11 protein-coding genes and 4 pseudogenes are annotated in these 14737 nt (G+C 54.6%); 6 read left to right on the plus strand and 9 right to left on the minus strand.

The features are described 5' to 3' along the window. Positions 1 to 246: 246 nt before the first annotated feature. From JNO11_RS00275 to rfaD, 5 genes are read right to left on the minus strand one after another with little or no spacing between them, the layout of a single operon-like run. Complete coding sequence (locus JNO11_RS00275) at positions 247 to 1251, minus strand: glycosyltransferase (protein ID WP_325176812.1); 1005 nt, start codon at positions 1249 to 1251, stop codon at positions 247 to 249. Between the two features lie 9 nt (positions 1252 to 1260). Further along, entirely contained in the window at positions 1261 to 2337 is a 1077-nt protein-coding gene (locus tag JNO11_RS00280; RefSeq protein WP_010258264.1) for a glycosyltransferase family 9 protein, read from the minus strand. Then, on the minus strand, positions 2334 to 3311 hold the full coding sequence (rfaC, locus tag JNO11_RS00285) for a lipopolysaccharide heptosyltransferase RfaC (RefSeq protein WP_010258262.1): 978 nt from the start codon (positions 3309 to 3311) through the stop codon (positions 2334 to 2336). The genes JNO11_RS00280 and rfaC overlap by 4 nt, the downstream gene beginning before the upstream one ends. Then, entirely contained in the window at positions 3299 to 4354 is a 1056-nt protein-coding gene (gene rfaF, locus JNO11_RS00290; RefSeq protein WP_010258260.1) for an ADP-heptose--LPS heptosyltransferase RfaF, read from the minus strand. The genes rfaC and rfaF overlap by 13 nt, the downstream gene beginning before the upstream one ends. A 17-nt stretch (positions 4355 to 4371) precedes the next feature. Further along, on the minus strand, positions 4372 to 5304 hold the full coding sequence (rfaD, locus tag JNO11_RS00295; protein WP_010258257.1) for an ADP-glyceromanno-heptose 6-epimerase: 933 nt from the start codon (positions 5302 to 5304) through the stop codon (positions 4372 to 4374). 230 nt (positions 5305 to 5534) lie between these two features. On the opposite strand from rfaD, the gene JNO11_RS00300 reads away from it, so the two are divergent. Further along, complete coding sequence (locus JNO11_RS00300; RefSeq protein ID WP_010672085.1) at positions 5535 to 6731, plus strand: glycine C-acetyltransferase; 1197 nt, start codon at positions 5535 to 5537, stop codon at positions 6729 to 6731. 10 nt (positions 6732 to 6741) lie between these two features. After that, complete coding sequence (gene tdh / locus JNO11_RS00305; RefSeq protein ID WP_263056920.1) at positions 6742 to 7770, plus strand: L-threonine 3-dehydrogenase; 1029 nt, start codon at positions 6742 to 6744, stop codon at positions 7768 to 7770. Positions 7771 to 7798: 28 nt separating this feature from the next. On the opposite strand, the gene JNO11_RS00310 is transcribed toward tdh, so the two are convergent. From JNO11_RS00310 to envC, 4 genes and pseudogenes are all read right to left on the minus strand, one after another. Further along, positions 7799 to 8710, minus strand: a complete 912-nt coding sequence (locus tag JNO11_RS00310; RefSeq protein ID WP_325176813.1) for a hypothetical protein — start codon at positions 8708 to 8710, stop codon at positions 7799 to 7801. Further along, positions 8703 to 9933, minus strand: a pseudogene (locus JNO11_RS00315) (glycosyltransferase). The gene JNO11_RS00310 and the pseudogene JNO11_RS00315 overlap by 8 nt, the downstream one beginning before the upstream one ends. A 104-nt stretch (positions 9934 to 10037) precedes the next feature. Beyond that, positions 10038 to 10940, minus strand: coding sequence for a divergent polysaccharide deacetylase family protein (locus tag JNO11_RS00320; protein ID WP_154210872.1), 903 nt, complete (start codon positions 10938 to 10940; stop codon positions 10038 to 10040). Positions 10941 to 10943: 3 nt separating this feature from the next. Beyond that, positions 10944 to 12246: pseudogene (envC, locus tag JNO11_RS00325) on the minus strand (murein hydrolase activator EnvC). Between the two features lie 253 nt (positions 12247 to 12499). Between envC and JNO11_RS00330 the strand changes: the two are divergent. The 4 genes and pseudogenes from JNO11_RS00330 (at position 12500) to gpsA (ending at position 14732) form a co-directional block, all read left to right on the plus strand. After that, positions 12500 to 12932: pseudogene (locus tag JNO11_RS00330) on the plus strand (rhodanese-like domain-containing protein). 19 nt (positions 12933 to 12951) lie between these two features. After that, the gene (grxC, locus tag JNO11_RS00335; protein ID WP_010258231.1) at positions 12952 to 13206 is read left to right on the plus strand and encodes a glutaredoxin 3; all 255 of its coding nucleotides are present in this window, start codon (positions 12952 to 12954) and stop codon (positions 13204 to 13206) included. 38 nt (positions 13207 to 13244) lie between these two features. Then, positions 13245 to 13715: a protein-export chaperone SecB gene (gene secB, locus JNO11_RS00340; protein ID WP_010258229.1), complete on the plus strand. Its 471-nt coding sequence runs from the start codon at positions 13245 to 13247 to the stop codon at positions 13713 to 13715. Next, a pseudogene (gpsA, locus tag JNO11_RS00345) lies at positions 13712 to 14732 on the plus strand (NAD(P)H-dependent glycerol-3-phosphate dehydrogenase). The gene secB and the pseudogene gpsA overlap by 4 nt, the downstream one beginning before the upstream one ends. Positions 14733 to 14737: the final 5 nt, after the last annotated feature.

Here is a 14737-nt window from a genome sequence, read left to right on the forward strand (position 1 = left end):
TCAGGGAGTTCACAATTATAAAACGATGTTGCATCCCTGCTTTACTAAAAACCACGCCCGACAATAATAATGCGCTATATGCGCTTTTTTTACGCAATGTGGTCGTGCAGGTAAACAGATTATTATGCTGGCTTGCTGTCAGCGTCGTTATTACAGAGGTCGTGGCAAACAGCCGGCGGGATAAGTGACGGGAAAGTCAGGCGCTGAAATAACAGCGCCCGCATCAATCTGATAAACCTGAGTGTGCTATTGCTCACTCTGCTTAAAAAACTTGAGACTGACATACTTCATCATCCAGCTCAGGCTTTCAGCATACTGTTTCTGATGCCATTTTACGCGGGCGAATCGCTTCATTTCTTTATAATGCTTTGGCGTATCAAGCGGTTGTGAAGCCCAGGGTGAGCGCTGGTAATAGCTATAGTAGCGCTGGGAAAGATCGCTGCCAGCCCATGCATGCCAGGGTTTGCATTTACCGGTGTAGTGAATCATTACCGTCTCTTCAGGCACGCCCGAGTGATCCCAGACTTTATTGGCGATGATGTCGTAAATGTGGTTATAGCGGTCTGGCATGATCAGGACCTCATCCTCCAGCACGATATTCAGCGCATCCTGATCGGGAAAACCAAACTCTGCGCCCCGCGTTACCAGCACGTCGGTAATGCGCGCGGTGGTCTGCCTTTCGAGCCAGCGTGGAATATTAATCAGCATAAAGCCGGAGTTGAAATAGTGGTGGTGCTTCAGCCCCAGCCTTGCGCACTGGTTATGTCGCGCCCGCGGTGTGTCATTACAGGCCGCCAGCGTGTAATCAGTGATATCCAGCGTGAACAGGGGAGAGTAGTCGCCCACCACCAGGGTGTCAGCATCAATATAGATCACCCGATCGCTGTAGCTCGCCACGGTTTCCGGGATCAGGAAACGGTAGTGGATACTTTTGGGATAGCGTCCGACCGCAGGCAGCTGATCAACCCAGGCACGGTTAAAGATATGCAGCGTGATCGCCAGACGATGGCCCGTGGCCAGTGAACGCAGTTTTTCCACATCCTCTTCGCAAAGCGAGTCTGAAAAAACATGGGCGTGGAAAGCGGTATCAGGATGATGGCTGAGAAGTGAAAACAACGTAATGCCCAGGCCACGCGCGTAGGCGTAGTTGATGCCAAACGCAACATGAACCGGATTATCATCCGTGTCAGCAAGCGTGTTAACCAGCAGCTGACTTTGCTGAACGGCCTCAGCAAGAGGGGTAATTGCCATTACGCTTCACTATTCCAGATTATGAGTAATAAACGTTTGTATTCTAGTCAGTTTATCGTGATCCAGCCCGAATAATTTTTCAGCAGGCTGATCAAACTGAAAACGGGTGGCAAAAACGAACGTCGACGCAGCAATATTATCCGGTCCGATAAATAAAACGTTATTGACCGGACGCTGTTCCCGGACTTCACACGGGCCATAAAGCATGATCACCGGTATCTGCTGCGCATCCGCAATATAAGCATTGCCAGAGTCAGAGGAGATGTAGAAATCCATCTGTGCAATGGCCCACGGAACCTCTTCCAGTTTTAGCTCACCAATCAGACTGACGATATTGTCTTTCGGGCCGGTCAGGCTCAGTAACTCATCCAGCCACGGCTGCTCAGCCGGTGGGCCAAACACATAAAAGGTGCAGGGCAGGTCAGCCAGCGACGCCATCAGCTGCTGCCAGATGCTGGCAGGAATGGTTTTAGCCCGGTTACCGGCAGAAATACTGATGCCAATTTTAATACCGCTGCGCGGATTAAGCAGCGCGGCGGGCGGCGCAGGCGGCTGCCAGAGCGGTGAGGTCGCATGCTTAGGGAAATCGGTGTAGCGGTAGTCACGATTAATCAGCTTCAGGTAGCTGTCGAGCGTTAAATCCGTTTTGGTGTGGTCGACAATACCGCTGGCGCTGCGATAGAAGGTCTTATGGTAGGACTTACGCACATAGGTGCGCAGAAACTGCTTGTTCGGTGCGTTGCAGAGCGCGGCGAAAAACAGGTTCACGCTGTTTGGCTGCACCAGATAGACGTTGTCATAGCGGTTCATCAGAGTGAACGCGAGCTTCAGTTTGGCAAAAAAGCTGCGCTTCGCCTCTTCAATCAGGAAATAGCGGCTGACCGTGTCATCGTGACGCGCCAGCGGCTCCACCGCTTTGCTGATCAGCAACTCAGACTGACCCAGTGCGCGCAGCATCGGGGTGATATTAATAAAATCACCAATCTTTGCCGTCTGGATGATCAGGCTGCGTCCGGTTGGCCGGTAAAACAGCCGCATTATGGCCCGGAAAGGCAGCAGAAGCAGGTAGATCAGCACATAGTTCATGGCATGTTTTCCGTAATAACGGCCCGCAGTTTCTCTGCCACCGTGTCAGCAGTCAGCTCCGCCAGATTATGATTCGGGGCGCTCAGTGCCTGTTGGTTCTGCCCGTAACCGCCAATCAGTCCAGGATCGGTCGGACCATACAGCGTGAGGTTGGGGCGATCCAGTGCCGCCGTCAGATGGCTCAATCCGGTATCCACTGAGACCACCGCCCGTGCGCCCGCCAGCTGTTGTGCTATCGCTTCCAGCGTCAGCTTAGGCAGTACATCGACATGCTCAAATCCTTCTGCAAGGCGCTGCGCACGCTGATGCTCATGTTCAGCACCCCAGGGCAATTTCACCCGCAACCCGCTGGGCTGCATCTGCTCAATCAGCTGTCGCCAGTGTGATTCCGGCCAATGCTTGTTGTCACGCGTTGTGGCATGCAGAAAGACCAGGTAATGATGTGCGTCAGCGGGCAGATGATGCAGAAAGTGTCCGGCAATCGCGTAGTCACCCTGACTTTGCGGTTTTTCATAGCCCAGGCTTTTGGCGAACAGTTCGCGCGTCCGCTCAACCGCGTGCTGTCGCTTACTGACCTCATGGCGGATGTCATACCACCAACTGGCGAACGGCTCACGCGCGCTGCGGCTGTCCTGCCCATGTTTCACCCCTTTCGATAAGCGGGTGACCAGCGCGGCACTTTTGATCAGGCCCTGTGCATCAATCACGATATCGTACTCACGTGACTGTAACGCGCGCTTAAACAGCACGCGCTCTTCACGCTGCTGACTGCCAAACCAGTGTTTGCGCCAGCGGCGAATCGCAACCGGTAACACCTTATCTACTGCGGGATGCCAGCCAGGGATCTGTGCGAAATTCTCTTCCACTACCCAGTCGAAACGGATGCCGGGAATGGCATGCATTGCATCGGTCAGTGCCGGGAGCGAATGCAGCACATCGCCCATTGATGAGGTTTTAACAATCAGGACGTGCATGGCACCTCCTGTGGCGCGAGCAGTTCGCTCAGCGTCTGATGTACACGTTCAGGCTGAATATCGATCAGGCTCTGGTGATAGCCCTGTTCGGCATCGCCTTTGCGCACTTTGTGATAGCCGGTAATCAGGCGAATAATTCGCGCCTGCTTTGCCAGCGGCGGCGTAAAGTCAGGGCTGCTTGGTCCATAGAGTGCCACCAGTGGACGATCCAGCGCCGCGGCGATATGCATCAGGCCGGAGTCGTTGCTGACCACGGCACGGCATTGCGCCAGCAAAATCACCGCCTGTTCCAGCTGGGTTTCACCCGCCAGATTACGGCAGTGGCCGCGAGCCTCTTCGGGCAGCGCCGCGATAATCTCTTCGCCGGTCGGGCGATCTTTGGCGGAGCCAAACAGCACGATCTGAAAGCCTTCAGCAATCAACTGGCGGGCCAGCGTGGCGTAGTGATAGTGCGGCCAGCGTTTGGCCGGACCAAATTCAGCGCCCGGACAAAAACCGATGACCGGACGGGTCGCGGCGAGCTGAAACTGTGCGGCCGTTTCAATTTTTTCCTGCTCTTCAACCTGCAGTTTTGGCCACAACAGCGGCTGAGGCAGCTGCGCCGCCGACGCAACAGGTGTGTCGTAGCCCAGCGCAACGTAGCGCTCAACCATCAGTGGAAATGCGGCTTTATCCAGCACGCGCAAATCATTCAGCAGGCCATAGCGCATTTCACCGCGCCAGCCGACGCGGCGTTTTATTCCGGCAAAGAAGGGGACCAGCGCCGACTTGAAGGAGTTAGGCAGCACATAAGCACGGTCGTAGTGACTGGCGCGCAGCACTTTGCCCAACCGGCGACGCTCACCGATTTCCAGCGCGCCATGCCCAAGTGGCATCGCCAGCGCCTGATTCACCTCCGGCATGCGTGACAACAACGGACGGCACCATGCAGGTGCCATCACGTCAATCACCGCATCGGGATGTTCGGCCTTGAGGGTGCGATAGAGACTTTGCGACATCATCATATCGCCGACCCACGACGGGCCGATTACCAGAATTTTCATCGCCGGAGCAGCTTCCTTTATGCGTTACGGTTCAGCCAGACCATATAGTCAGCGACGCCCTGCGCCACCGTTTTAAATGGCTTGTCGTAGCCGGCCGCACGCAGCTTAGTGAGATCGGCCTGAGTATAGGCCTGGTACCGTCCTTTGAGTTTTTCCGGGAACGGGATGTACTCGATCTGACCTTTCTGGTGGAACTTCAGTACTGCGTCAGCCACTTCCTGGAAGGACTCGGCGCGGCCTGTGCCACAGTTGTAAATCCCGGAGACGCCATTTTCCCAGCACCACAGGTTCACTTCCGCAACATCATCAACGTGGATGAAATCACGTTTAAAGCCGTCGCTGCCTTCAAACAGTTTTGGATTTTCATCGTTGCTGATCTGCGTGTTCAGATGGAAGGCCACGCTTGCCATGCTGCCCTTGTGGCCTTCACGCGGTCCATAGACGTTGAAATAGCGGAAGCCGCATACCGGCGAGTTCGCTTCCGGCAGCATCTGACGGACGTAATGGTCGAACAGCATCTTAGAGTAGCCATAAACATTAAGCGGCTGCTCATACTGACGCTCTTCAATGAAATTCTCGTTGCGTCCGCCGTAGGTCGCTGCGGAAGAGGCGTAGAGGAACGGGATCTCGCGCTCAAGACAGAAGTGCAGCAGCTCTTTGGAGTACTGATAGTTGTTCTCCATCATGTACTTGCCATCCCACTCGGTGGTGGAGGAGCAGGCGCCCTGATGGAACACCGCTTCGATCGGGCCTAAATCATCGCCCGCCATCACGCTCATCAGGAACTCTTCTTTGTCCATGTAATCGACGATATCCAGGTCGACTAAATTGGCAAACTTGGTGCCATCCTTCAGATTATCCACCACCAGAATGTCGGTGTGACCGCGATCGTTCAGCGCTTTGACGATGTTGCTGCCAATCATTCCTGCGCCGCCAGTTACGATAATCATGTTGTTACCTTCAACGTTGTGGGGTGAAACAGGAGGTTTCACACACGAATACCTCACATCATAACATTTCATCAGGGTGCAGACAGCCAGATGACTCTGTAACGCTTTGTGCGTACATCCTTGTGGCGTGAACTATGCTGCAAAAATGACATTCTGTTGGGCGATTTATCGTGAAGAAGCGGCCTGTTCAGTAAGATATGCCAGATTTTTGCCATCTGAGGAGAGCAATGATGCCTGCGCAATTTTATCAACAACTTCGTCAGCAACTTGATGATGCACGTCAGGAAGGACTGTTTAAACAGGAGCGGATCATCACCTCTGCCCAGCAGACGGAGATCGCGGTTGGCGATAACCCGGCGGTGATTAACTTCTGTGCCAATAACTACTTAGGTTTAGCGAACCATCCGGCGCTGATTCAGGCGGCGAAAGAGGGGATGGATTCGCATGGTTTTGGTATGGCGTCGGTGCGCTTTATTTGCGGCACGCAGGATAGTCATAAGCAGCTGGAAAAGCGGCTGGCAGACTTTCTCGGCATGGAGGATGCCATTCTTTACTCCTCCTGTTTCGATGCCAATGGCGGTCTGTTTGAAACCCTGCTCGATGCGCAGGATGCCGTCATCTCTGATGCACTGAACCACGCTTCCATTATCGATGGCGTCCGGCTGTGCAAAGCGCAGCGTTACCGCTATGCCAATAACGATATGGCGCAGCTGCGCGCCTGCTTGCAGGAAGCGCGCGATAAAGGCGCGCGTCATATTCTGATCGCCACCGATGGGGTCTTCTCAATGGATGGGGTGATTGCGAATCTGCCCGCTATCTGCGATCTGGCCGACGAGTTCTCTGCGCTGGTGATGGTGGATGATTCCCATGCGGTGGGCTTTGTCGGGAACGCCGGACGCGGAACCCATGAATATTGCGATGTGATGGGCCGGGTCGACATCATTACCGGCACGCTGGGTAAAGCGCTGGGTGGCGCCTCCGGTGGCTACACCGCCGCAAAAGCAGAAGTGGTGGAGTGGCTGCGCCAGCGTTCCCGTCCCTATCTGTTCTCTAACTCGCTGGCCCCGGCCATTGTTGCCGCCTCGCTGCGGGTGCTTGATCTGCTCAGTGAAGGCGACGGGCTGCGTCAGCGTCTGTGGGACAACGCCCGTTACTTCCGGGAGCAGATGACGGCGGCGGGCTTTACGCTGGCGGGAGCCGATCACGCCATTATCCCGGTGATGCTGGGTGAAGCCAGCGTCGCCCAGGAGTTCGCCCGCCTGCTGCAACAGGAAGGCATCTACGTTACCGGCTTCTTCTATCCGGTGGTGCCAAAAGGTCAGGCACGCATTCGCACCCAAATCTCTGCGGCGCATACCCAGCAACAGCTGGAACGTGCGGTGGCGGCCTTTACCCGTATCGGCAAACAACTGGGCGTTATCGCCTGAGGAGTCCGTCATGAAAGCACTCGCCAAACTGAAGAAGGAAACGGGCATCTGGATGGTGACCGATGCGCCAGTTCCGGAGCCGGGCCACAACGATTTGCTGATTAAGATTCGCAAAACCGCTATCTGCGGTACCGATGTCCATATCTACAACTGGGATGACTGGTCGCGCAAAACCATTCCGGTACCGATGATTGTCGGTCATGAATATGTGGGGGAAGTGGTTGCGATAGGACAGGAAGTGAAAGGCTTTACGATTGGCGATCGGGTCTCGGGCGAAGGGCACATCACCTGCGGACATTGCCGTAATTGCCGTGCCGGGCGAACGCATTTATGCCGTAACACAATGGGTGTAGGCGTTAACCGCCAGGGCTGCTTTGCGGAGTATCTGGTTATCCCGGCCTTCAATGCGTTCAAAATTCCCGACAACATTTCCGATGAGCTGGCGGCAATCTTTGATCCATTTGGCAACGCCGTGCATACCGCGCTATCGTTCGATCTGGTGGGTGAGGATGTACTGATCTCCGGCGCGGGTCCTATCGGCATCATGGCCGCCGCGGTCTGTCGCCATGTCGGCGCACGTAACGTGGTGATCACGGACATCAATGAGTATCGTCTGTCACTGGCGCGCAAAATGGGCGTCACGCGCGCGGTCAATGTGGCGAATGAGGATCTGCGAGACGTGATGCACTCGCTGGGCATGACAGAAGGATTCGATGTCGGGCTGGAGATGTCTGGTGCACCGCCTGCCTTCCGTTCATTGCTGGATGTAATGAATCACGGAGGGCGGATTGCACTGCTGGGCATCCCGCCGGGTGAAATGGCGATCGACTGGAACCAGGTGATCTTCAAAGGGCTTTTTATCAAGGGCATTTATGGCCGGGAGATGTTTGAAACCTGGTATAAAATGGCGGCGCTGATCCAGTCCGGGCTTGATTTAACGCCGGTTATTACCCATCGCTATGGAATCGACGATTTCCAGCAGGGCTTTGATGAGATGCGTTCAGGACGCTCGGGAAAAGTGATACTGAGCTGGGATTAAAACAACGGCCGCCAGGGCGGCCGCATGATTAGCTTTGTTTTTTCTCTTCATCGGTCAGGTAGCGCACTTTGCGCGTGTAGTCCTGACCTTTAAAGTTCAGCGGCTGTTGCGGATCGGCGAGGTATTTTTGCCATTCCGACAGCGGAAAGCCGCCATGTGCACCTACCACTTCAGGCGGGATCACCGCCGACTGACCGCCAATTTTCTTTGAGACCGGCCAGTTAGCCCATTCGCCCAGATTGACGGTTTTAATATCCAGCATGTCCAGCAACACCGCGAGCGGCAGCTGGTCAGTAGGCGGCTGGCTGTCGTTCATTAAATTCCAGGTATCATTAAACAGCGTCAGCCACAGCGGCGAAATGCGCTGCCAGACTTCACGGGTGGCAGCCAGGTAAGCCCCATTCACGTGATCCACCAGCCAGGGCCGGATACTGTGCGGGTAGTAGGCGGGGATCGCCTCTTCCGGCGCATCAGCCAGCTTGGCAATCATTTTCCCCTGACGAAAACTGGAATAGAGATGGCCGGGCTTCATCATGATCTCCGGCATCTTAAGCAGATTGAGGTCGGAATCGATCATCAGAATGCCGTCGCCTTTAGACTGTAAGGGCGCCTGCAATTTAATCAAACGACTGCGATAGATCTGCTTGTAGCGATAACTCTCTTCCCGATGCGGGACATCCAGCGTAGCGACACGGGTTTTTACTGGCAGGCTGCCAAAGGCGTGAGCCGGCTGATCGCTGACAATTACGATCTCTTCAGCCCCTGTCGCAAAGCGCGCTGCAAAATCGGCACTGAGCAGGGCTTCTTCAATATAGTCGACGCCGGTGCAGGGGATCACGACAGAAGTGACCGGTACAGTGCCCTGAACCTCTTTCTGCGAATAAGGCAGGTTATGACTCGCCCTGATATGGCGATAACGGGGATTTAAAAAATTAAGCATGAGGTTTCTTTTTCACGACGCTTTGCAAAATATTCTCGACGCCGCTGATATAAGTTTCAATAGCGTACTGTTCACGTACGCGTTTCGCTGCCGCATTGATCAGGCGTTGACGTAAATCCGCATCCTGCCACAGCGCGGTCAGATGCTGGGTCAGTTGCACCACGTTGCCATAGTCAAACAGCAGCCCGGTTTCGTCATGACTGATCAATTCGGCAGTACCGACCACGCGGGATCCCACTACGGCGGTATTCACCAGCATCGCCTCCAGCACAACCCTTGGTAATCCCTCACTGCGTGAGGCAAGAATAAACGCATCAAAGGCAGTGAGGTAATCCAGCGCGTTGTTCTGAAAGCCGGTAAAGACCACGTGCTGCTGGATGTTCTCTGCAGTAGCGAGTTGCAGCAGATGCTGAAGTTCCGGACCCGCTCCGACCACCACCATCTTCCAGTCGGCATCGGGATTAGCGCGTTTAAAACGGCCCAGCGCCTGCAGAATATGGTGATTAGATTTACGCAATATCAGCGAGCCAATCGTGCCGAACACAAAGGTCGAAGGGGAGAGTTTAAAGCGCTGGCGTACTTCAAGGCGGTCGGGCAGAGGCTGGTGGATGTCGATAGCGTTATTGACGGTAAAACAGCGTTCCGCGTCAACACCGTGGCTGCGCAGGGTGTTATTCACGCCCTGCGACACCGCAATGATCGCCTGGCAATCCTGATTAACCATGCTGACCAGCCGCGGTTCCAGAACCGGATCGATACGGCAGTGTTGCACTACCGCAACATCCAGGCTGCGCGCCGCCAGATAACCTTCCACATTGGTGCTGGGCTGGTTATTCATATAGAGCGTGTCAAACTTCCCCAGCTGCAGCAGTGAATTGATTTTGCTGGCATTGGGCATAATGCGCCAGTGTGTATCAATCTGATCGATGGCGCGCTTCTTGAGCTTTTTATTAAAAAACAGCAGTGCCCGCGCGACTTCTTTAACAAACTTTGCCCAGCGTGGCTGCCTGATTTGCGGAATAAAAAAAGACCGGGATAGCCAGCGCATTCAGCGTGGCCTCAATGGTTTCGTCGTTGCCACGGCTGTAGTTGTGATAGAAGCAGCAGGTGATATCAAACTTTTGACGATCGATACGCTTCAACAGCTCCAGCATACTGTTGGTGCCGCCGCCCCACTCTCTGCCGTTATCCAGCAGCAGGATTTTTTGTTTAATAATCGTCATCCCTATCACTGTTCCCGCACAGCACGTTATCGCCCGACCCAGGATTATAGTAATTTCTGCGTATAAATGAACGCTAAGCTGAACACTTAGCATTCATAGCAAATTCAGAACAGATTTTTTAGCGTGTTAAACAGCGGACTGTTATTCACGCTTTCCGCTATTACCGCTAAGGCTCGGGTGGCAGGAACCGGCGCCAGCGGCTGTTTCGGTTTACACAGGTCTGCAGGCTGGAAGCGCGGTGTCGCCGGTTTTGCCGGCGACACAGGCGGCCGTGAGTTGCTGTGCAGTGATTCGTTCAGCAACTGACTGGGGCGAACCAGCGTAACGTCGGCTGGCAATGTGGGTAACATCTGCTGCAGCACCCGCACGGTGTTAGGGTGGGGATGACCAATGGCAATGGCGTAACCGTCGCGCTGCGCCAGTTTCACCGCCCGACTGAACTGCTGGCGGATGGCATTAATATCCTGGCTGTCATCCAGAAATACCCGGCGTTTTAATACCCTGACCTGGGTGCCCTGTGCGGCAGGAACAGCCTGACTGTTAGCGATGGTCATGCTATCCAGAAAGTAGAGATTGTAGTGGTTCAGCGCCTGCATCACTTTCTGCATGCCGGGCAGGCTGGAGGTCATCCTGCTGCCCATATGGTTGTTCAGACCTACGGCATAAGGCACGTTGTTAACCGCATTGCGCATGATGCGGGTAACTTCTTCGCTGCTCATCTCCGGCGTTAAGGTATCTTTTTCCAGCGGCTGCTTGCTCAGCGGCGCCATGGGCAGATGGATCAACACTTCGTGACCACTCTGGTGCGCTTTGGTGGCCATTTCACGGGCATGTGGCGCGTTGGGCAAAACCGCCACTGAAATGGCCTGCGGCATCTGCAGGACCTTGTTCTCTTCGGCAGGGCGATAGCCTACGTCATCGATGACAATGGCCAGTTTGCCCGCCTGCGCAGCGTAGCTGAACAGCAGGGCGCTCAACAGAACGGGGATTTTTCGAAGTTGCAGCAAAACCTATTTTCCTAACCACGGGAGTGGATTGACGGCCTGTCCCTGACGTCGGATTTCAAAATAGAGCGACGGGGTACCGCGGCCACCACTGGTGCCCACCAGTGCGATAGGCTGTCCTGCCTTCACCTGCGTACCCACGCTCACCAGCGCACTTTGGTTGTAGCCATACAGGCTCATATCGCCTTTACCATGTTCCAGCACGACCACCAGGCCGTAGCCCTGTAACCAGTCGGCCATCAGCACGCGGCCATCGGCGATAGCTTTCACCTCGGTACCTTCGCGCGCATCAATCACCAGTCCTTTCCAGCGCAGTTCACCCTGCAGCTGTTCACCAAAGCGATGTTCAATGCGTCCGCGTACCGGCCACAAGGCCTGCCCGCCGGCGCGACCGAGTCCACCGGTGCGCGCCACCAGTTCGCGTTCGCTCTGAGTCGGCTGATAGCTGGAGCCTTTGGCTTTCGCCTGCGCCTGACGCTGACGCACTTTTTCCGCCTCACGCGCTTCACGGGCGGCGCGCTCGCGCGCCTCGCGTTCCGCACGGGCGATCTTATCCTGCAGACGGCTTTCGTTCTGACGCATCTCGACCAGATCGGCCTGATCTTTTTCCAGCGCGCTTTCCAGTGTCGTCAGGGTTTTTTTCCGCGCTTCGCTCGCCTGTTGCAGCTTCTGCTGCTGGCCCTGCTGCTGCGCTAATAAGCCTTTCTGCTGCTGTTGCTTCTGCTCCAGCGTGGCGCGTTGCTGAGCCAAATCCTGACGCGTCTGTTGCAGCGATTCGATACTTTTCTGGCGCGCCGCATTCAGATAGCCGAAATAGGCCAGAATACGCTCGCTGCGCTGACTCTCTTCACCGCCCATCAACAGCTGTACACCGTTGTGCTTACCCTGACGAAACGCCGCATCAAGCTGCTCTGAAAGCAGGTTTTCCTGTTGGGTTTGCTGTTTTTCAAGGCGGGCGATGGAGGTGGCAAGCTGTTTGATTTCATCATTCAGGGCGTTGAGGCTATTGCGGGTGTCACGCAACTGACGGCTCGCCTGAGCGATGATTTTTTCCTGGCTCTGCAACTGATCCAGTAATTTGCTGCGCTGAAGCTTTTGCGCTTTAACGCTTTTCTCTTTTTCAGCGATGTTTTGCTGAATAGATTGCAGCTGAGATTTGCTGTCTTCTGCACTAACGGCGGCGGCAGGCAATAACAGTGCCCCCCGCACAAAGCAGGCTAAGGGAGAGGCTGGACAAGTGTGTGAACAACGGCAGGTTATCGCCGTTGGGACGGGTCCTTGTGTGCGAAACGGTTGTTTTTCCCTTCATAGGCCAATGATTATTCCACGATGAACCGCCGCTTACCAGTGCTCCCCACTGGCATTTGCTTTTCCAGTTATGTCCACTTTCACAATGACATGGATTAAGCCTTACGCCATTTTTGCTATTCAGCCACTTTTTTTTGGAAAATGAAGCACAAATCGATACTCTGGCCGCATAGCATCTGTACATGCGAAGTGGCGCAGGTATACTCAGAACCCTTGTTTTAGCTTATTAGCCCGGTCTGGAGTCGTTACCCCTCATGCAAGAAATTATGCAGTTTGCAAGCAATCACCCCATCCTGAGTCTGGCATGGGTCGTTTTACTCGTTCTGGTGATTGTGACTACCGTTAAAGGAATGTTCTCTAAGGTAAAAACGATCAGCCGCGGTGAAGCAACCCGCCTGATTAACAAAGAGGACGCGGTAGTTGTAGACGTGCGTTCGCGCGACGATTTCCGCAGAGGCCATATTTCAGGTGCGCTGAATGTCGCAGCCGCTGAGATTAAAAAAAGGCAACATCGACGAACTGGCAAAGCATAAAGCGCAGCCCATAATTGTGGTGTGTGCAACCGGACAAAGCGCGGGTGATTCTGCTGCGCATCTCAGCGCGGCCGGCTTTGAGCGGGTTTCAGTGCTGAAAGATGGTATCAGTGGCTGGAGCGGCGAAAATCTGCCGTTAGTTCGCGGCAAATAATCTTACAGAGGTGCTGATCATGGCAAATGTTGAAGTGTATACCAAGGCGACCTGTCCTTACTGCCATCGGGCGAAGGCGCTGTTAACGCAAAAAGGCGTATCGTTTCAGGAGATCCCCATTGATGGAGACATGGCGAAACGCGAAGAGATGATCAAGCGTAGCGGCCGCACCACCGTGCCTCAGATTTTTATTGATGCGCAGCACATTGGTGGCTGCGACGACTTATTCGCACTCGATAATCGCGAAGGTTTAGATCCCTTACTGCAGGCGTAATTTTACGCCGGACAATCTCATACATAGGATTTGGTCACATGTCAGAACATAACACCAACGAAATGCAATTCCAGATTCAGCGCGTATTCACCAAAGACATCTCTTTTGAAGCGCCAAATGCACCACAGGTTTTCCAGAAAGAGTGGGAACCGGACGTTAAACTGGATCTGGACACTGCATCTTCTCAGCTGGCTGACGAAGTTTACGAAGTGGTACTTCGTGTGACTGTAACCGCCACCGTGGGCGAAGAGACCGCTTTCCTGTGTGAAGTTCAGCAGGCCGGTATTTTCACCATCAGCGGTATTGAAGGAACGCAGATGGCACATTGCCTGGGCGCATACTGCCCGAACATCCTGTTCCCGTACGCACGCGAATGCATTACCAGCCTGGTATCACGTGGTACCTTCCCGCAGCTGAACCTGGCACCGGTTAACTTTGATGCGCTGTTCATGAACTACCTGCAGCAGCAGCAAGGTGAAGAAGGTGCTGAACCACATCAGGATGCCTGATGACAACTCACGCTTCGATTAGCGTCATCGGTGCCGGTTCATACGGCACCGCTTTGGCGATTACGCTGGCCCGCAACGGCCATCCGGTGCTGTTGTGGGGACATAACCCGGCGCATCTGGCGCAGCTTCAGAGTGACCGTTGCAACACCGCTTTCCTGCCTGATGTCCCGTTCCCCGACCATCTTTCTCTTGAACCTGATCTGACCAAAGCTATTGCTGCCAGCCGCGATTTATTGATCGTGGTGCCGAGTCATGTGTTTGGCGAGGTGCTGCAGCAGATCAAGCCTCATCTGCGATCCGACTCGCGTATTGTCTGGGCGACCAAAGGGCTGGAAAAAGAGACCGGACGTCTGCTGCAGGATGTGGCGCGGGAAATTGTCGGCGATGACATTCCGCTGGCTGTAATCTCCGGACCGACCTTTGCGAAAGAGCTGGCAGCCGGATTACCGACGGCTATCGCGCTGGCCGCAACGGATGCGCAGTTTGCTGAGGATCTGCAGCAGAAGCTGCACTGCGGTAAGAGCTTCCGCGTTTATAACAACCCTGACTTCATCGGCGTACAGCTGGGCGGCGCGGTAAAAAAACGTGATTGCTATCGGTGCCGGGATCTCTGACGGGATTGGTTTTGGCGCGAATGCGCGTACCGCACTGATCACCCGTGGTCTGGCTGAAATGAGCCGGCTGGGCGCCGCGCTGGGTGCCGATCCCACCACCTTTATGGGGATGGCGGGTCTGGGCGATCTGGTGCTGACCTGTACCGATAATCAGTCGCGTAACCGTCGTTTTGGCATGATGCTGGGCCAGGGCGAGGATGCAGATAGCGCGCAACGCATTATCGGACAAGTTGTAGAAGGCTACAGAAACACCAAAGAAGTCAAAGCATTGGCTGCCCGTTTTGGTGTGGAAATGCCGATCACCGAGCAGATTTATCAGGTGCTGTATTGCGAAAAACCGGCGAGAGATGCAGCATTGAGTCTGCTGGGACGAACAAGGAAGGACGAAAACAGCACTGGCTAACGCAG

This window comes from Pantoea sp. 1B4 (genome assembly GCF_016925765.1).
GTDB lineage: Bacteria > Pseudomonadota > Gammaproteobacteria > Enterobacterales > Enterobacteriaceae > Pantoea > Pantoea agglomerans.

Bases quoted from the DNA above. Each gene is read 5' to 3' on its own strand.
- JNO11_RS00275 (WP_325176812.1), bottom strand. From the start codon at position 1,251: ATGGCAATTACCCCTCTTGCTGAGGCCGTTCAGCAAAGTCAGCTGCTG.
- JNO11_RS00280 (WP_010258264.1), bottom strand. From the start codon at position 2,337: ATGAACTATGTGCTGATCTACCTGCTTCTGCTGCCTTTCCGGGCCATA.
- rfaC (WP_010258262.1), bottom strand. From the start codon at position 3,311: ATGCACGTCCTGATTGTTAAAACCTCATCAATGGGCGATGTGCTGCAT.
- rfaF (WP_010258260.1), bottom strand. From the start codon at position 4,354: ATGAAAATTCTGGTAATCGGCCCGTCGTGGGTCGGCGATATGATGATG.
- rfaD (WP_010258257.1), bottom strand. From the start codon at position 5,304: ATGATTATCGTAACTGGCGGCGCAGGAATGATTGGCAGCAACATCGTC.
- JNO11_RS00300 (WP_010672085.1), top strand. From the start codon at position 5,535: ATGCCTGCGCAATTTTATCAACAACTTCGTCAGCAACTTGATGATGCA.
- tdh (WP_263056920.1), top strand. From the start codon at position 6,742: ATGAAAGCACTCGCCAAACTGAAGAAGGAAACGGGCATCTGGATGGTG.
- JNO11_RS00310 (WP_325176813.1), bottom strand. From the start codon at position 8,710: ATGCTTAATTTTTTAAATCCCCGTTATCGCCATATCAGGGCGAGTCAT.
- grxC (WP_010258231.1), top strand. From the start codon at position 12,952: ATGGCAAATGTTGAAGTGTATACCAAGGCGACCTGTCCTTACTGCCAT.
- secB (WP_010258229.1), top strand. From the start codon at position 13,245: ATGTCAGAACATAACACCAACGAAATGCAATTCCAGATTCAGCGCGTA.